The following is a 16757-nucleotide window of genomic DNA, read 5'->3' as shown; positions in this document are numbered from 1 at the left end:
CGCGAGCACCTGGGTGTCTCGGCTCGATGGGAGCTGTCAGTGCCAGGCGCCGCGCGTGTACTGCTCGGGGTACGGCGCCTCACGCCAGGGGACTCCCAGCTCGTGGGCCGCGCGCAGCGGCCACGCCGGCTCGCGCAGGGCGACGCGGGCGAGCAGCACGACGTCGGCGGCACCGTCGACGAGCAGCTGCTCGGCCTGCTCCGGCTCGGTGATGAGGCCGACCGCGCCGGTGGTGAGGCCCGAGGTGGCGCGGACCTCACGGGCGAACGGGACCTGGTAGCCGGGCCCGACCTCGATGGGAGCGGGCAGCAGTCCGCCGGAGGAGATGTCGACGACGTCGACGCCGCGGGTCTTGAGCGTGGCCGACAGGCGGGCCGTCTCCTCGACCGTCCAGCCGTCGTCGAGCCAGTCGCTGGCGGAGAACCTGACGATGACGACCTTCTCGTCGTCGAACGCCTCGCGCACCGCGTCGACGACCTCGAGGACGATCCTGGTCCGGTTCTCGAAGGATCCGCCGTACTCGTCGTCCCGCCGGTTGGAGAGCGGCGACAAGAACTCGTGGAGCAGGTACCCGTGGGCGGCGTGGACCTCGACGGCGTCGAAACCGGCCTCGTCGGCGCGGCGGGCGGCGGCCGCGAAGTGGCCCGGCAGCGCCTTGACCTCGTCGAGCGTGAGGGCGCGCGGCTCGTCGTAGCCGGGGAACGCGACGGCCGACGGTGCGACCGCGGTCCATCCGCCGTCGGCCTCGGGCACCGTGCCCTCCTCGCCCGCGAACGGGGAGAACGTGGACGCCTTGCGACCTGCGTGGGCCAGCTGCACGCCGATCGGCACGCCCTGGGCATGCACGAAGTCGACGATGCGGCGCCAGGCGTCGGCCTGGTCGTCGTTCCAGAGGCCGGTGTCTTCGGGGCTGATCCGGCCCTCGGGGACGACGGCGGTGGCCTCGGTGAGGATCAGGCCGAACCCGCCGGTGGCACGGGCGCCGAGGTGGGCGAGGTGCCAGTCGGTGGGCACACCGTCCTGCTCCGTCACGGAGTACTGGCACATCGGGGCCAGCCAGATGCGGTTGCGGGCGGTGACGCCGCGCAGGGTCAGGGGCTCGAGGAGTCGGGGCACATCAGGTCAGAACGCGGCCGACGCCGAGCGTGTTCCCGGCCCTGCTCGCTTCAGTCGCCGTAGGGCTCCGCCTCGGGGGTGGAGCCGACGGCCAGGGTCCGTCGACGTCCGCCGGGCAGCCGCTGGGCGAGGTGGCCGAGCGGCTCGACCGCTCCGCTGAGGATCGCGACGGCGGAGTTGAGGTTGGGGATCGCGGCACCCAGCGCCTCGAGGCGCGGCAGCAGCTGGTCGAAGGTGTTGCCCAGCTCGACGAGCTGGTCGAGCGTGCCGCCGGGCTGGAGGAGCTTCTCGAGCATCCCCTCCTCCTTGACGAGCTGCTCCAGGAGGCCGCCCGGCTCGAGGATGCGCTCGACGGCGCCGTCCGCAGCGAGCAGGTGGTCGAGCGGACCGTCGGGCGCGAGCATGCGGTCGATGGGGCCGCCGTCGACAAGGAGCCGCTCGAGCGGGCCCTCCGGCGAGAGCAGCTTGTCGAGCGCACCGCCGGGCGCCAGGAAGCGGTAGAGCGGGCCGTCCTCGGAGAGCGCACGGTCCAACGCACCGCCCTCCTCGAGGAGCCGGACGAAGGGCCCCTCCTCCGAGGCCATCCGGTCGACGAGACCGTCGCGCGCGAGCGCCTTGCCGAGCGGCCGGTCGTCGGCGGTGAGGTCGGCGATCATGTTGCCGAGCGCGACCACACCGTGCTCGTCGGACAGCAGCTTGGCCACCTGCTCGAGGAGCCCGCCCTCGCCGATGAGCTCACCGATGCGACTGCCGTACCCGCCCTCGCGAAGGATGGGACCGTCCGGCGCCGCGAGCTGGCCGAGGGCCAGGGTCGTGCGCGTGGCGGAGATCGTGATGCGCAGCGGCAGGGTGGCGAGACCGACGAGGTTCATGCCGGTCAGCATGGACCATGCCATCGGCCGTTGTCACGGTATGGCCGCAACGGCGCCCGGTCAGGCGCGCGCGACGGCCGCGATGATGGTGAAGACGGCCGCGACGAACGAGACGGGGAGCAGCCACAGGGCCGCCACCACGACGGTCACGGTGGTGCCGATCTTGGGCGGCAGGAAGTAGCGCGCCCGGGGCAGGTCGCCGATCCCGTCGATCCAGCGGCCCGTCATGCCCACGCCGCTCCACAGGCCCTTGAGCCGGGAGAACGCGCGCCAGCCCCCGCCACCGGCGACGGCCTCGAGCACGCCCCGGGTCTCGTCGGCGCGGCCGCTCAGGTTCACGGCGATGCCCAGCTCCGTGGCCAGTCCGACCGGGTCCTCGACGGCCTTCAGGACCTTGTACCTGCGCCCCGCGAAGGCGGCGGAGACCAGCGCCATGGCGATGCCGACGGCGAGCACCACGAACCGCCCCGGTCCGTCGAAGGTGGGTGCGAGCGCCAGCACCGTGATGATCAGGGGCAGCGGCAGGACGAGCAGCGCGAGCGTGGGCCAGCGCAGCACGCGCGCGGCGAGCACGATGACCTGCGTCGCCCGCTGCGCCGCCTGCTCGGTCTGCCCGTCGACGCGCGACGTGACACCGTCCACGGCGCGGTTCGCCCGCGTTCCCCACGACTTCCTGCCTGCCATGCCACCACTCTAGGCAAGCGCCCTAGGCTCCTGCTGTGGCTGTCGTCCTCTCCTTGCTCTCCGCCCTCGCGTACGGCGTCTCGGACTTCCTGGGCGGCCTGTTCTCCAAGCGGTCGGGGCCGTGGCAGGTGGGCGTCGTCGGCCAGTCGTCCTCCACCGTGGCCAACCTCGTGGTGGGCCTCCTCATCGGCGGGACGGTCACCGGCCAGGACTGGGCCTGGGCCGCCGCAGCAGGTGTCGGCGGCGGGATCGGCACGGCCTTCCTCTACCGCGGTCTCGCGGGCGCGCGCATGGGCGTCGTGGCACCGCTGTCCGCCGTCGGCACGGCGCTGCTGCCCGTCGTCGTGGGAGTCGCCACCGGCGACCGGCCGTCGACCCTCGCCGTCTTCGGTGTCGTGTGCGCCTTCCCAGCCATCTGGCTGATCTCCCTGGTCACGGAGGAGGACCCGTCGCACCGCGGCGGCGTCGTCGACGGGATCCTGGCCGGCCTCGGGTTCGGCCTGCTCTTCGCCTGCCTGGGGCGGATCGGGGAGGACGCCGGCATCCTGCCCCTCGCGCTCACACAGCTCGTGTCCGTGGGTGCGATCATCCTGACGGCGGTGTCGTTCCGACAGGCCTGGGTCCCCCGCGACCGGGCCGCCTACCGCGCCGTCCTCATGGGACCGCTCGGCGCCGCAGCCACGGGCTGCTTCCTCTTCGCGACCCACCACGGCCTGCTCTCGGTCGTCGCCGTGATCTCCGCGCTCTACCCCGCCTCGACGGTGCTCCTCGCCTCGCTCGTCCTGAAGGAGCGGATCCAGGCGTGGCAGGGCGTCGGCCTCGCCCTCGCCGCTGCCGCCGTCACCCTCGTCGCCCTGGCCTGACCCGCCGCCACGCATCGGGTGGCGCAGAGTGGGTCCCGACTGGCGCACATTGGTCCGACACGCCGTCTCGAAAGTGCCCTTTTGCGCCACTCGCGGGGGTTGGGGGGGTCAGAGGAGGGCGGACGGGGTCCAGGCGGGCCAGCGCGCCGGGCTCACGAGCACGCCCGCCTCGTAGACCGCGACGACGCGGTAGGGGTCCCGCGCGCTGGTGTTGTCGTAGAACGTCGTGGAGGTGGCGAGGTCGCGGGCCAGGGCCACGAGCGACCAGAGCCGTTCGTACCGCTCCCGGATCTTGCGCTCCGGCACCGAGTGCCCGCCGCGGGCCACGCGGAAGCCGACCCGGGCCACCGACGTGCCCTCCGGCACGAGCACGACGTGCAGCTCCACCAGGTACCCGGCGGCCAGGGCGCGCCGCACCAGGTCGACCTTGCTGGGGTGGCTGAAGACGGTCTCGGTGATGAATGACGACCGCGCCGCGAGCAGCCGGTCGCGTTCCTCCGCGGCCAGCTGGGAGGCGTCGTACGCGTGGGACTCGGCGTCGTCGGGCCAGAGACGGGCGGCGATGACGTCGGCGTTGACGAACGGCAGGTGCGTCCGAGGCTCCAGGACGCGCTCGGCGTAGGCGCTCTTCCCCGACCCGTTGGGTCCGGCCAGCAGGTGGAGGACGGGGGCGGACGGCGGGGCGCCCGGTGGCAGGGGCTCGGTCACTCCTCGGAGGCTGCCGAGCCGTGCACGACGGTGACGCCGGCTGCATCGGCCTCGACCCAGCCTGTGATCCCGGCCGCCTCGTACTCGGCGGCGAAGTCGAGCTCCTCGCGAGACTCGGCGATGCGCTCGACCCACTCCGCGCGGACCAGCGCCTGCTCCTGGCCGTTGAGGTCGTCGTAGGGCTTGAGACCCGCAAGGACCCGTCCGACGTCGCGGTGACTCACGGCGCCGGAGGCCTCGAGCTCCCGGCCGATCCGCGCCCAGTGGTTGAGCTGCTGCGCAGCGCTGCGGCTCATCACCGCGCCGACTGCCTTGGCAGCGTCGTACAGGTCGTTCTCGATGCGCATCGGTGTCGCCATGGCAGAGCCTCCTGACGGCAAGCGTAGCACTCTGCTACACCGCGTGGCTCACTTGAGGAACTTGCTCGTGCTGCGGTCCTTGAGCGCCTTTCCACCGGTCTGGCAGGTGGGGCAGTACTGCAGCGAGGAGTCGGCGTAGACCACCTCGGCCACGGTGTCGCCGCAGACGGGGCAGGCCTCGCCCGTGCGTCCGTGGACACGCATGCGGGTGCGCTTGCTGTCCTTCAGCTCGGACGCAGGCTTGCCCGCAGCCTCGGCCATGGCCTCGGTGAGGACGTCGTGGATCGCAGCCTGGAGCCGCGCCACCTCGTCGTCGGCGAGCTCGGAGGCCAGGGCGAACGGGGACATCCTGGCCGCGTGCAGGATCTCGTCGCTGTACGCGTTGCCGATGCCCGCGAGGATCTTCTGGTCGCGCAGGAACCGCTTCACCTGCATGCGTCGGCCCTCGAGCAGCGGTCGGAGCTCGAAGCCGTCGGCCAACGGGTCCGGGCCGAGCGCGGCGATGCCCGGGACGTCCTGCGGGTCGCGCACGGCGTAGATGGCCAGGCCCTTGCGGGTGCCCGCCTCCGTGACGTCGAAACCCGTCTTGGGTCCGTCGCCGACGTCGAAGCGGACCCGCGCCGCGATGGGACCGTTGCCGATCTTGAGCCGCTTGTCCGCGAGGTTCTCCGACCACCGGAGCCAGCCCGCCTTGGCGAGGTGGATCACGAGGTGGAGCCCGTCGACGTCGATGTCGATGAACTTGCCGTGCCGCGTGACGTCGGTGACCTGCAGGCCCGCGAAGGCCGACACGGGCGGGTCGAACGTCTTGAGCACGGCGAACGACGCCGGCTCCACCTCCACGAGCACCGCTCCGTCGAGCTTCTCGCGCAGGAATCCGACGAGCGCGTCGACCTCCGGCATCTCGGGCACGGTCCCAGCCTAGCCCCGCCCGACGCCGCCCCGCCGGCAAGATCTGCGGACCGCCTAGGCGTCGTGACGGGCGAGGAAGCCCTCGATGGCGGGCCACGTGGTGCGGCGGGCGCCCCGGCCCGAGAGCACGCCGAGATGACCTCCCGGCGCCTGGACGAGCTGGACGTCGGGCGAGCCGGTGAGCAGGTCCACGAGGTGCCGGACGGCCTTGAGCGGGGCCAAGGTGTCGTTGAGCCCGGCCACGACGCACACCGGCTTGTCGACGGCGGCGAGCCGGACCGAGCGTCCGCCCAGCTCCATGGCGCCCGTCGCGAACTCGTTGCTGCGCATGATCACGTGGTAGAGCTGCCCGAACGTGCGGCCCGGGTAGGCGTACATGTTGGACATGAACCGGTCCACGCCCTCCAGCTGGGCGAGGAAGTCGCGGTCGTCGGCGTGCATGAGCATCGAGACCGGCTTGGTGAGGTACTTGTCGAAGGCCGAGAGCTGGAAGCCCAGACGCGTGAGGGGCGCCGGCACGCCGCCCAGCGTGCGGTACGTGGCGCCGACCAGCTGACCGCCCACGGCGTCGAGAGGCCTCGCGAGGGCGAGCAGCGGCACGGCCCGGAGGTCGAACGGGCTGGCCACGGCGGTGGCCGAGGCGATGGGCAGCAGCGGGTGTGCCGCCGTGGTGAACATCGTGAAGATGCCGCCCAGGCTCCAGCCGGCGAGGTGCACCGAGTCGGCGCCGGAGTGCTCCACCGCCGTCTCGACCGCGGCCGGGATCACGGTGTCGACCCAGTGCTCGATGCCGAGGTCCTTGTGGCGGAAGTTCACCGGCCCGTAGTCGACGAGGTAGACCGTGCGGCCCTGCTGCACGAAGTACTCGACGACGCTCCCGCCACGGCGCAGGTCGAACGCGAGGGCCGGCGCGGCGAGCGGCGGCACGAGGAGCAGCGGCCGGCCGTGCGTCGTGACCCCGGGCGCGGAGTCGTAGCGGTAGAGCGTGGCGTGCTCGGTGCGCTCGATGCGGGTGCGGGGCATGGGGCGGAGGTCGGCGATGGGCCTGCGGCGCACCTTGTCCCCCAGGTTCGCCGCAGCGGCTCCGAGGTCGCGCGGGAAGCGAGGCATGAGGTCCACGGGTGCATCCTCCCAGGAAGGTCCGCATCGTGGGCACGAGAGGCGTGCGGCGGACGTCGGCCCTAGGTTCGAGGGATCGTGAAGACAGGGGAACGCATGAGACGCCTACTGGTCCGCTCGCTGGCGGCCGTCGTGGTGGCACTCGCCGTCACCGCCGGCCTCGGCGCTGCCTCACCGGCCTCCGCCGCCGACGAGCCGGTCGTCGTGGTGGGCACCGAGGGCACGTACCCGCCCTTCACGTTCCACGACCCCGACACCGACGACCTCACGGGCTACGACATCGAGGTCGTCAAGGCAGTCGCCAAGGAGGCCGGCTGGCGCCTCACGTTCGTCGAGTCATCCTTCGACTCGCTCTTCGTGGCGCTCGACTCCCAGCGCATCGACGTCATCGCCAACCAGATCTCGATCAACCCCGAGCGGGAGGCGAAGTACGGGCTCAGCACGCCGTACACCTACTCGCGCGGCGTCATCGTCACCCCGTCCGACGTCGACGACATCACCACGCTCAAGGACATCAAGGGCCTGCGGGCCGCACAGTCCACCACCAGCAACTGGGCGGGGGTGGCCAAGGAGGCCGGGGCCAAGATCGAGGCCGTCGACGGGCTGTCGCAGGCCGCCAAGGTGCTCGAGCAGGGCCGTGCCGACGTCATCGTGAACGACAACATCGCGATTCTCGACTACCTCGCCACGAGCGGCACGAAGAAGATCAAGATCGCCGGCGAGGCCGAGGGACAGCAGACCCAGCAGGCGTTGATGTTCCGCAAGGCCGACTCCCAGCTCAAGGAGCAGGCCGACGCCGCGCTCCAGACGCTGCGTGACGACGGCACCCTCAAGCGCATCTCCGAGGACTACTTCAAGGCCGACGTCTCCATCGAGGACGGCGGCGAGGCGCAGGCCGAGGGCCGAGCCGGACGCAGCGCGCTCGACGTCGTGAAGGACCAGGCCTGGCCGGTGCTCAAGGCCCTCGTCAAGGTCACCATCCCTCTCACGGCCATCAGCTTCGTCGTCGGCCTCGCGCTCGCGCTCGGCGTGGCCCTGGCCCGCATCTCGCCGCGGAGGCTCCTCTCGGTCCCGGCCGGTGTCTTCATCTCGATCGTCCGCGGCACCCCGCTCCTGCTGCAGCTCGCGATCGTGTTCTACGGACTGCCGGAGATCGGGCTCAACTTCGACCGGTACGTGGCGGCCGTCCTCGCGTTCAGCATCAACATCGCCGGGTACGCCGCCGAGATCATCCGGTCCGCGATCCTGGCCGTGCCGAAGGGACAGACCGAGGCCGCCCGCACGATCGGCCTCGACTACCGCCAGACCCTGCGTCGCGTCGTCCTTCCCCAGGCCCTGCGCACGGCCGTCCCGCCACTGTCCAACTCGTTGCTGTCGCTCGTGAAGGACACGTCGCTGGCCTCGACGATCCTCGTGGTCGAGGCCTTCCGCGTCACGCTCAACGCCGCCAACGAGAGCACCGAGTACCTCGCCCTGCTCATCCTTCTGGGCTTCTACTACTGGGTCGTGTGCTGGATCCTCTCGATCGGACAGCGCCGGCTCGAGACCCGATTGGACCGGTACGTCTGATGACCACTCCCCTCGTCCGCGTCAGCGGACTCACCAAGACGTTCGGCGACACGGCCGTGCTCAAGGGCGTCGACTTCGAGGCGGCGGCCGGCACGTCCACCGTCCTGCTCGGACCGTCCGGCTCGGGCAAGACCACCGTGCTGCGGAGCCTCGACACCCTCGAGATCCCCGACGCAGGCGTGGTCGGGATCGGGGACGTCGAGGTCGACTTCGGGACGCTCCCCGCCCAGGGTCGCGACCGCGAGGCCCGGCTTCGGGCGCTCCGGGCGCAGTCCGGCATCGTCTTCCAGCAGCACCACCTGTTCCCGCACAAGACGGCACTCGAGAACATCATCGAGGGCCCGCTCGTCGCCCAGCGACGCCCGCGGGACGAGGTGGTCGCCGAGGGGCGCGCCCTGCTCGCGCAGGTGGGCCTCGAGGACCGCGAGGACTCCTACCCGTCGCAGCTCTCGGGCGGCCAGCAGCAGCGGGTGGGCATCGCCCGCGCGCTCGCCATCAAGCCACGGGTCGTGCTGTTCGACGAGCCGACGTCGGCGCTGGACCCCGAGCTCGTGGGCGAGGTGCTGGCGGTCATCAAGGACCTGGCGACGCAGGGGTGGACCACGCTCATCGTGACGCACGAGATCCGCTTCGCCGAGCAGGTGGCCGACCAGGTGCTCTTCCTCGACGGCGGCGTCGTGGTGGAGCACGGCCCGCCCGCCCAGGTCATCGGCGATCCTCAGCAGGAGCGGACCCGCACGTTCCTCCGCCGGGTCCTTCACCCCGGAGCCTGAGGTCCGCTAGCCTCGTCTCAAGTGGTACGGCCGTCCAAGACCAACGGGGGATGACATGGGACTGCTCGACGGGATCGGCGGGTTCCTCACCGGAGCGAGTCGCTCCGCCTACGGCTGGATGGACGTGCCCGGCACGACGACCCTCGACCTCCCGGCGGGGGAGGTCAGCATCTACTACTGCGAGGTCGGTCAGCGCAGCGACAACGGGCGGCGGTTCGAGCCGCCGTCGTCGCTCGAGGTCGGCCTCGGTCCCGAGGGTGGCCAGCCCGTGCCCATCGTCCCCGGCCGGATGCCGCTCAGCGGCGAGCAGCCCACGCAGGACGGCGTCTACCAGTTCGTGAAGCTGGGCGAGGTCGTCGTCGACGCCCCGGGCCGCTGGGTGGTCACGGCCACCGGCGGTGAGGGCGGCCGCCCGCACCTCCGTCTCGGCACCTGAGGAGCGTGGCCCAGCCATGAGCACGTCCGACTACAGCCTCCAGGGACTGCACCACGTCCAGCTCGCGGTCCCGGAGGGCGCCGAGGACGAGTGCCGACTCTTCTGGGGCCAGGTCCTGGGCATGACCGAGGTGCCGAAGCCGCCGGTCCTGGCCGCCCGGGGCGGCTGCTGGTTCCGAGGCGGAGGACTCGAGGTGCACCTCGGCGTGGAGCGCGACTTCGCACCCGCACTCAAGGCCCACCCCGGGATCCTCGTCGGCTCGATCCAGGCCCTCGCCGACCGGCTCGAGCGGCACGGACACCAGGTCACGTGGGACGACCACTTCCCCGGCCACCACCGGTTCTACGCTGCCGATCCCTGGGGGAACCGGCTGGAGTTCCTGGAGCCTCACGCCTAGCCGAAGGTCAGCACGAGCAGCGCCACGTTCAGCGTGATCACGATGGCGGCCACGACGCTCGCCGCCAGGGTGGTCGAGCGCCGGTTCACGTGCTGGCCCATGACCGAGCGCCGAGCGGTGAGCACCACGAGGGGCACGAGCGCGAACGGGATCCCCATGGACAGGATCACCTGGGAGACGACGAGCGCCCGGCTGGGATCGACGTCGAGCAGCAGCACGACCAGCGCCGGGATCACCGTGATCACCCGCCGGACCACGAGCGGGATCCGAAGACCCAGCAGGCCGTCCATCACCTCCGCACCGGCGGCCGCACCCACCGACGTGGAGGCGAGGCCCGACCCCAGCAGCGCGACGGCGAAGAGGAGCGCCACCCCCGCCCCCAGCTCCGAGGACACGACGTCGTGCACGCCGGTCAGGGTGTCGGTGCCCGGCAGGCCCGCGAGCGAGCGCGCGGCGACGAGCAGGAGCGAGAGGTTGAGCAGCCCCGCCACCACGAGGGCGGCCACCACGTCGACACGCGTGATCCGGAGCAGCTGCGGGACGTCGTAGCCGCTCCCCCACCGCTCGACCCGGTGGCTCGTGAGGCTCGAGTGCAGGTAGATGACGTGCGGCATCACGGTGGCGCCGATGATGCCGGACGCGAGCAGGACGCTCTCGGACCCGTCGAACCGCGGCACCAGGCCGGCGACGGTCTCGCCCGCGTCGGGCGGCGCGACCACGAGGCCGGCGAGGAAGCCGACCGCGATCAGGGCGAGGAAGCCGATGATCGTGCGCTCGAGGACCTTCTGCCCCCGGGCGTCGCCGACGAGGAGGAGGACGAGCGAGACCGAGGCGGTCAGCACGGCCCCGACCACGAGCGGCAGGTCGAAGATCAGGTACAGCGCGATGGCGCCGCCCACGACCTCGGCGAGGTCGGTGGCGATGGCGATGGCCTCGGCCTGGCCCCAGAAGGCCAGCCGTGCCGGCCTCGGGAGCCGGTCACCCAGGTTGCCCGCGAGCGAGCGTCCCGTGACGAGGCCGAGCTTGGCCGACAGGTACTGGACGAGCACCGCCATGACGTTGGCGAGCACCACGACCCAGACGAGCGTGTACCCGAACTCGGCCCCCGCCGTGACGTTGGTGGCCACGTTGCCGGGGTCGACGTACGCGACCGCAGCGATGAACGCGGGGCCGAGCAGACCGAGCCGGACGGCCAGGCGGGACGGGACGAGCACGCCGACAACCTAGCCAACCGGCACGTCAGCGGTAGGAGGGGCGTCCGCCCTGCGAGCTGCCACGCGAGGACGATCCGGCCGCGGATCCCTGGCTGCGACCTCGGCCGCCACCCTGGCCGCGGGACTGTCCGCCGCCCTGGCTGCGCGGCTGGCCGCCGCCCTGGCCACCGGAGCGGCTGCGGTTGCGGTTGCGGTTCTGGCCCTGCGAGCCGCCGCCGGAGCTGCGGCCCTGGCCACCGCCCGACGAGGGCTGCACGGCGACGATCTCGCCGGACTCGGCCAGCGTCGAGGCCGTGAGCGTGGCCGGGAGACGGTCGGCGCGGTGCTGACGAGCAGCGACTCCGGCCTTGCGCTGCAGCGCCACGACCTCGCGGAGGTCCTCGGGCGTGGTGAGCGTGATGACGGTGCCGGCCTCGCCCGCGCGCGCCGTGCGGCCGGAGCGGTGCGTGTAGGCCTTGTGCTCGGCCGGGGCGTCGTAGTGCATGACGAGCTTGACGTCGTCGACGTGGATGCCACGGGCCGCGATGTCGGTGGCCACGATGACGGCCGCGTCGCCCTTGCTGAACCGGGCGAGGTTGCGCTCGCGGCGCGACTGGTTGAGGTCGCCGTGCAGGTCGACCGCGTCGATGCCGCCGGTGGTGAGCTGACGCGCCAGGCGCGACGCGCCGCGACGGGTGCGGGCGAACACGATGGTGCGCGGGTTCTGCTCGAGCAGACGGTGCGCGGTCTGGAACTTGTTGGTGCGCTCGGCCACGATCAGGTGGTGGTCCATGGGGCCCTCGAGGTCCTTGGACGACTCGATCTCGTGCAGCACGTGCTCGGGCAGGTGGCGCTTGACGAGACGGTTCACGTCGCCGTCGAGGGTGGCCGACAGCAGCAGGCGCTGGGCCGCGCGCGGCGTGGCGGCCAGGAGCGCGTCGACGGGCTTGAAGAAGCCGAGGTCGCACAGGTGGTCGGCCTCGTCGAGGACGGTGATCTCGACCTGGTCGAGGCGGCAGTCGCCGCGCTGCACCAGGTCGCCGAGGCGTCCGGGCGTGGCGATGACGACGTCGACGCCCTCGCGCAGGCGCTGGGCCTGACGGTTGATGGGCATGCCGCCGAGGACGGTCATGAGGCGCAGGTGCAGCGGCTCGGCCAGCGGCGAGAGCGCGCGGTGGACCTGGGTGGCGAGCTCACGGGTGGGCACCAGGATGATGGCGCGCGGCGACTTGGGCTGACGCTTGCCCTCGGCGAGGCGCGCGAGCACCGGGAGGCCGAACGAGAGCGTCTTGCCGGAGCCGGTCTTGGCACGGCCCAGGACGTTGCGGCCCTTGAGCGCGGGCGGCAGGACGGCGATCTGGATGGGGGTGGGCGCGGTGATCTCCTGGCGGGCGAGCGCACGCTCGAGCGGGACGGAGAGACCGAGGGAGGAGAAGGTGGGCACGGCGGTGCCGGGGACGGACGGATTCATGGAAGAGCTCTCAGACAATGTTGTGTGCCCGAGATTCCGAACGTCGCGCGATTCGCGACACGTGGTCGGGCCGAGCGCCTCACCGACGGTGACGTCGGGGCGGTCGTGACTCATGCAGTCTAGCGGGCTGCGCGCGGTTCCGACGAATCCCTGGGAGGGACGTTGGTCACGCCAGGAGGTCGGCGTACTCGCTGTGCTTCTCCACGAAGCGAGCCACGTAGGGGCACTCCGCGACGATCTTCTTCCCTTGCGCCCGCACGTCGTCGAGCGCCCCGGAGACGAGCTTCGAGGCGAGACCCTGCCCCTCGAACTCGTCGAAGACCTTGGTGTGGGGGAAGACCAGCACGTCGGCGTCGTCGGCCGACGGGACCGCCTCGGTGAGGCCGGCGAAGGTGCCGTCGACGGCGATCTCGTAGCGGTGCTTCTCGGCGTTGAACGTCACGGTGTGGCTCATGCCTGCCACAACGTTCAGACGAGGGTGAGGATTCCCAGGACGCCCACCGCCACGGCCAGCACGAGGGACACCCCGATCAGGACGGCGTGCACACGGAAGAAGGCCGTGGGACGCCCGTCCGCGTCGCGGGCGCGACCGTCCTTCGTGACGCGGCGCCAGAACTGGGGCCAGATGAACAGGTTCCAGGCGGCGACGACGAGCAGGAGCAGCGACCAGGCGACAGGAAGTTCCACGCCGGGAGCCTATCCGCGCCGTGGGAGCGACAGCGGTCAGGCTGACGCCAGCACCTGCCGGACGGCCGACGTGAAGAAGCCCAGCCCGTCGGTGCCGGGACCGCAGAGGTCCTCGACGGCGTGCTCGGGGTGGGGCATGAGTCCGACCACGTTGCCGCGCTCGTTGGTGATGCCGGCGATCCCGCGCAGCGACCCGTTGGGGTTCACGTCGACGTAGCGGAACACCACGCGACCCTCCCCCTCGAGCATGTCGAGCGTGGCGTCGTCGGCGACGAAGCCGCCCTCGCCGTTCTTCAGCGGGATGGTGATGCGCTGGCCCACCTCGTAGTCGGAGGTCCAGGACGTGGAGGCGTTCTCGACCTCGAGCACCTGGTCGCGGCAGATGAACGTGCGGTGGTCGTTGCGGATGAGCGCACCGGGCAGCAGGTGCGACTCGCAGAGGATCTGGAAGCCGTTGCAGATGCCGAGGACCGGCAGGCCTCCCTGTGCCGCCGCGATGACCTCGGTCATGATCGGGGCGAAGCTCGCGATGGCTCCGCAGCGCAGGTAGTCGCCGTAGGAGAAGCCGCCGGGCAGGATGACGGCGTCGACGCCCTGGAGGTCGTGGTCGCCGTGCCAGAGAGCGACGGGCTCACCGCCGGCCAGACGGACGGCGCGCTGGGCGTCGGTGTCGTCGAGCGACCCGGGGAACGTGACGACCCCGACCCTCTGGCTCATGCATCCACCCGGACGGCGAAGTCCTCGATGACGGGGTTGGAGAGCAGCGTCTCGGCGATCGTGGCGATCTCGGCGAGGGTGGACTCGTCGACGTTCTCGACCTGGAGCTCGAAGCGCTTGCCCTGACGGACGTCGCTGATCCCGGAGAAGCCCAGACGGGGCAGGGCGCCGTGGACGGCCTTGCCCTGCGGGTCGAGAATCTCAGGCTTGGGCATGACGTCGACGATCACACGAGGCATGGCTTGATCCTACTGGTCGGCGTCGAGGGGCCGGAACGCGGAGAGGAACGCGCGGGCTTCCACGCCCGGCGTCCGACTCACGCCCCTGCTGCGCGACCGGTCTCAGAGCTCGCGCTTGAGGATCTTGCCGGTGGACGTCATGGGCAGCTCGTCGCGGAACTCCACGACGCGCGGGTACTTGTAGGCCGCGAGCTGCTCCTTGCCCCACGCCACGAGGTCGGCCTCGGAGACGTCGTCGTGGTCCTTGTTCTTGACCACGACGGCCTTGATCTCCTCGCCGTGCGACTCGTGCGGCACGCCGATGACGGCCACGAGCGAGACGGCCGGGTGGCTGATGAGGATCTCCTCGATCTCGCGCGGGTACACGTTGAAGCCGCCCCGGATGATCATGTCCTTGGAGCGGTCGACGATGAAGTAGTAGCCGTCGGCGTCCTTCTTGGCGAGGTCGCCGGAGCGGAACCAGCCGTCGTGGATGGCCTCCGCCGTGGCCTCGGGGCGGTCGTAGTAGCCCTTCATGACGTTGTGGCCCTTGATGGCGATCTCGCCCACGGCATCCACGTCGTCGGGGACGTCGGACCAATCGTCGTTGATGAGCTTCATCTCGACGCCCGGGATGGGCTTGCCGATGGAGCCGACCCGGGGCTCCTCGCCGAAGACCGAGAAGGAGGCGACCGGCGAGGTCTCGGACAGGCCGTAGCCCTCGAGGATCGTGACGCCGAAGCGCTCCTTGAACTGACGGTGGATGTCGACCGGGAGCGCCGACCCGCCCGCAGCGGCGACGCGGAGGTTCTTGGCCAGGGTCTCGACGTCCACGCTCTCGTCGAGCGCACCGAGCAGGCCCCAGTACATCGTGGGGACGCCGGCGAAGTAGGAGACCTGGTGCTTGGCCATGAGGCCGAGCGCGGCCTTGGCCTCGAAGCGAGGCAGCATGACGATGGTGCCGCCGAAGGCGATGGCGCCGTTCTGGATGCAGGTCTGGCCGAAGGAGTGGAAGAGCGGGAGCACGCAGAGATACGTGTCGGGGTTGGTGGCGTCGGCGCCGAAGAGGTCCTTGCCGGCCAGCGCGTTGTCACGCATGTTGCGGTGCCGGAGCTCGGCGCCCTTGGGCTGGCCCGTGGTGCCCGACGTGTAGAGGATGACGGCGGTCTCGTCGTCGTCGACCTCGACGGTCTCGAACGTCGGGGGCTGCTCGGCCACGAGGGGGGCATAGTGCTCGGGGCCCTCGAGCGGCGCCGGCGCAGCCGAGTCGAGCTTGATGAGGAAGAACTGCTCGCACGACTCGGTGGCCTCGAAGCCCTCCCAGGCCGCCTCGCCGATGGGCAGGTCGGCCGTGCCCTCGAACGCGAAGTAGGCCTTGGCGTCGGAGTCGGCCAGGTGGTACGCGACCTCGCGACCCTTGAGCAGCACGTTGAGCGGGACGACCGTGGCGCCGGCCTTGAGGATGCCGTAGTAGACGATCGTGAAGTACGGGAGGTTGGGGCACGAGAGCGCCACCTTGTCGCCGGGCTCGATGCCGCGCGAGACGAGGAGGTTGGCCACCTGGTTGGCCGCGCCGTTCACCTGCGGGAACGACAGCTCCGTGTCGCCGAAGATGATGGCGGTGCGGTCGGGGTACTGCTGGGCTGAGGTCTCCAGGAACGACGCAAGATTGGCCATGATGACTCCTCGGTGCAGGCGGGGGTGAGGTCTGGCTCACACCCTACCGAGGGTACGGTCGTGCGTCAGAACCGCTCTCCCGTGAGCTGTTCGTAGGCCTGCACGTAGCGCTCACGCGTGACCTCGACGACCTCGGCGGGCAGGTCCGGGGGCGGCGTGTCGGACGCCCGGTCCCAGCCGCTCTCGGGCGACACGAGCCAGTCACGCACGTACTGCTTGTCGTACGACGCCTGGGCGCGCCCCGGCTCCCACGTGTCGGCGGGCCAGAAGCGAGAGGAGTCGGGCGTGAGCACCTCGTCGGCCAGCACGATGGTGCCGTCGGGGCGGCGGCCGAACTCGAGCTTGGTGTCGGCCAGGACGATGCCCCTGGCCCGCGCGACCGACTCGGCCCGGGCGTAGACCTCGAGGGTCAGCGTCCGGACGTCCTCGGCGGCCTCACGGCCGATGGTCTCGACGATCGCCTCGAAGCTCACGTTCTCGTCGTGCTCGCCGAGGTCGGCCTTCGTGGCGGGGGTGAAGATGGGTTCAGGCAGCCGCGATCCGTCGACGAGCCCCTCGGGGAGCGCGACACCGCACACCTCGCCCGTGGCGCGGTAGTCCGCGAGCCCGGAGCCGGTGAGGTAGCCCCGCACGACGCACTCGACGGGGAACATCTCGAGCTTCTCGCACACGAGGGCCCGGCCGCGGACCCGCTCCGGGACCTGGGTGGAGATCACGTGGTTGGGCACGATGTCGAGCAGCTGGTCGAACCACCACAGCGACATGCGCGTGAGGATCTCGCCCTTGTCGGGGATGCCCGGCGACAGCACGAAGTCGAACGCCGAGATGCGGTCGGAGGCCACCATGAGGAGCTCACCGCCCTCGAGCTCGTAGAGGTCTCGGACCTTGCCCGAGTGGAGGTGCTGGGCACCGGGGACGTCAAGAGGCACGGGAGACAGCCTAGCGGCGCTCCCGCTCCGGGCGGGTCCGCGGGCGAGCCGCTGAGA

At 71.3% G+C, this 16757-nt stretch carries 20 protein-coding genes; 5 read left to right on the top strand and 15 right to left on the bottom strand.

Translation table 11 applies throughout. The features are described 5' to 3' along the window. Positions 1-36: 36 nt before the first annotated feature. Genes ASD11_RS00390 through ASD11_RS00380 form a run of 3 tightly spaced genes read right to left on the bottom strand, consistent with a single transcriptional unit; the run spans position 37 to position 2672 of the window. Positions 37-1116 (bottom strand): NADH:flavin oxidoreductase/NADH oxidase, encoded by a 1080-nt coding sequence (locus tag ASD11_RS00390; RefSeq protein WP_056281737.1) that lies wholly within the window; start codon positions 1114-1116, stop codon positions 37-39. Between the two features lie 50 nt (positions 1117-1166). Next, complete coding sequence (locus tag ASD11_RS00385) at positions 1167-1988, bottom strand: ABC transporter (protein ID WP_156464512.1); 822 nt, start codon at positions 1986-1988, stop codon at positions 1167-1169. Between the two features lie 60 nt (positions 1989-2048). Then, positions 2049-2672, bottom strand: a complete 624-nt coding sequence (locus ASD11_RS00380) for a hypothetical protein (RefSeq protein WP_156464511.1) — start codon at positions 2670-2672, stop codon at positions 2049-2051. Between the two features lie 35 nt (positions 2673-2707). Here ASD11_RS00380 and ASD11_RS00375 point away from each other — a divergent pair, with 35 nt between their 5' ends. Further along, entirely contained in the window at positions 2708-3535 is an 828-nt protein-coding gene (locus ASD11_RS00375) for a DMT family transporter (protein WP_056281730.1), read from the top strand. Between the two features lie 108 nt (positions 3536-3643). On the opposite strand, the gene ASD11_RS00370 is transcribed toward ASD11_RS00375, so the two are convergent. The 4 genes from ASD11_RS00370 to ASD11_RS00355 all read right to left on the bottom strand — a co-directional run bounded on the left by ASD11_RS00370 (position 3644) and on the right by ASD11_RS00355 (position 6624). Next, positions 3644-4243 carry a zeta toxin family protein gene (locus ASD11_RS00370; protein ID WP_200940024.1) on the bottom strand — a complete coding sequence of 200 codons (600 nt, stop codon included), beginning with the start codon at positions 4241-4243 and terminating at the stop codon, positions 3644-3646. Next, positions 4240-4602 (bottom strand): TA system antitoxin ParD family protein, encoded by a 363-nt coding sequence (locus ASD11_RS00365; protein ID WP_056281725.1) that lies wholly within the window; start codon positions 4600-4602, stop codon positions 4240-4242. The genes ASD11_RS00370 and ASD11_RS00365 overlap by 4 nt, the downstream gene beginning before the upstream one ends. Before the next feature lie 48 nt (positions 4603-4650). Beyond that, on the bottom strand, positions 4651-5505 hold the full coding sequence (locus tag ASD11_RS00360; protein WP_442854190.1) for a DNA-formamidopyrimidine glycosylase family protein: 855 nt from the start codon (positions 5503-5505) through the stop codon (positions 4651-4653). A gap of 63 nt (positions 5506-5568) precedes the next feature. Beyond that, positions 5569-6624, bottom strand: a complete 1056-nt coding sequence (locus tag ASD11_RS00355) for an alpha/beta hydrolase (protein WP_056288196.1) — start codon at positions 6622-6624, stop codon at positions 5569-5571. A gap of 105 nt (positions 6625-6729) precedes the next feature. On the opposite strand from ASD11_RS00355, the gene ASD11_RS17650 reads away from it, so the two are divergent. From ASD11_RS17650 to ASD11_RS00330, 4 genes are read left to right on the top strand one after another with little or no spacing between them, the layout of a single operon-like run. After that, positions 6730-8202, top strand: coding sequence for an ABC transporter substrate-binding protein/permease (locus tag ASD11_RS17650; protein WP_082554064.1), 1473 nt, complete (start codon positions 6730-6732; stop codon positions 8200-8202). After that, positions 8202-8975 carry an amino acid ABC transporter ATP-binding protein gene (locus tag ASD11_RS00340; protein WP_056281720.1) on the top strand — a complete coding sequence of 258 codons (774 nt, stop codon included), beginning with the start codon at positions 8202-8204 and terminating at the stop codon, positions 8973-8975. Before ASD11_RS17650 ends, ASD11_RS00340 begins: the two co-directional genes overlap by 1 nt. 55 nt (positions 8976-9030) lie before the next feature. Then, positions 9031-9411 (top strand): hypothetical protein, encoded by a 381-nt coding sequence (locus ASD11_RS00335; protein WP_056281717.1) that lies wholly within the window; start codon positions 9031-9033, stop codon positions 9409-9411. Between the two features lie 16 nt (positions 9412-9427). Continuing rightward, a complete protein-coding gene (locus ASD11_RS00330) occupies positions 9428-9808 on the top strand; it encodes a VOC family protein (protein WP_056281714.1) in 381 nt (126 codons plus the stop codon). Here ASD11_RS00330 and ASD11_RS00325 read toward each other — a convergent pair. The 8 genes from ASD11_RS00325 to ASD11_RS00290 all read right to left on the bottom strand — a co-directional run bounded on the left by ASD11_RS00325 (position 9805) and on the right by ASD11_RS00290 (position 16700). Next, positions 9805-11022, bottom strand: coding sequence for an Nramp family divalent metal transporter (locus tag ASD11_RS00325; RefSeq protein ID WP_056281712.1), 1218 nt, complete (start codon positions 11020-11022; stop codon positions 9805-9807). The genes ASD11_RS00330 and ASD11_RS00325 overlap by 4 nt on opposite strands. A gap of 25 nt (positions 11023-11047) precedes the next feature. Continuing rightward, positions 11048-12472, bottom strand: a complete 1425-nt coding sequence (locus ASD11_RS00320; protein ID WP_056281709.1) for a DEAD/DEAH box helicase — start codon at positions 12470-12472, stop codon at positions 11048-11050. 166 nt (positions 12473-12638) lie between these two features. Further along, positions 12639-12926, bottom strand: coding sequence for a GNAT family N-acetyltransferase (locus tag ASD11_RS00315; RefSeq protein ID WP_056281704.1), 288 nt, complete (start codon positions 12924-12926; stop codon positions 12639-12641). A gap of 14 nt (positions 12927-12940) precedes the next feature. Then, positions 12941-13159: an SCO4848 family membrane protein gene (locus ASD11_RS00310; RefSeq protein WP_056281701.1), complete on the bottom strand. Its 219-nt coding sequence runs from the start codon at positions 13157-13159 to the stop codon at positions 12941-12943. Between the two features lie 36 nt (positions 13160-13195). Then, positions 13196-13876 carry a phosphoribosylformylglycinamidine synthase subunit PurQ gene (gene purQ / locus ASD11_RS00305; protein ID WP_056281699.1) on the bottom strand — a complete coding sequence of 227 codons (681 nt, stop codon included), beginning with the start codon at positions 13874-13876 and terminating at the stop codon, positions 13196-13198. Then, positions 13873-14115: a phosphoribosylformylglycinamidine synthase subunit PurS gene (gene purS, locus ASD11_RS00300; RefSeq protein ID WP_056281695.1), complete on the bottom strand. Its 243-nt coding sequence runs from the start codon at positions 14113-14115 to the stop codon at positions 13873-13875. Before purS ends, purQ begins: the two co-directional genes overlap by 4 nt. A 102-nt stretch (positions 14116-14217) precedes the next feature. Then, positions 14218-15771: a long-chain-fatty-acid--CoA ligase gene (locus tag ASD11_RS00295; protein WP_056281693.1), complete on the bottom strand. Its 1554-nt coding sequence runs from the start codon at positions 15769-15771 to the stop codon at positions 14218-14220. 65 nt (positions 15772-15836) lie between these two features. Then, complete coding sequence (locus ASD11_RS00290; protein WP_056281690.1) at positions 15837-16700, bottom strand: phosphoribosylaminoimidazolesuccinocarboxamide synthase; 864 nt, start codon at positions 16698-16700, stop codon at positions 15837-15839. Positions 16701-16757 lie beyond the last annotated feature (57 nt).

It is taken from the genome of Aeromicrobium sp. Root495 (genome assembly GCF_001426755.1).
In the GTDB taxonomy this organism is placed as follows: Bacteria; Actinomycetota; Actinomycetes; order Propionibacteriales; family Nocardioidaceae; genus Aeromicrobium.
Note: the sequence above shows the minus strand (reverse complement) of the source record. Positions and strands in the feature narration are given on the sequence as shown.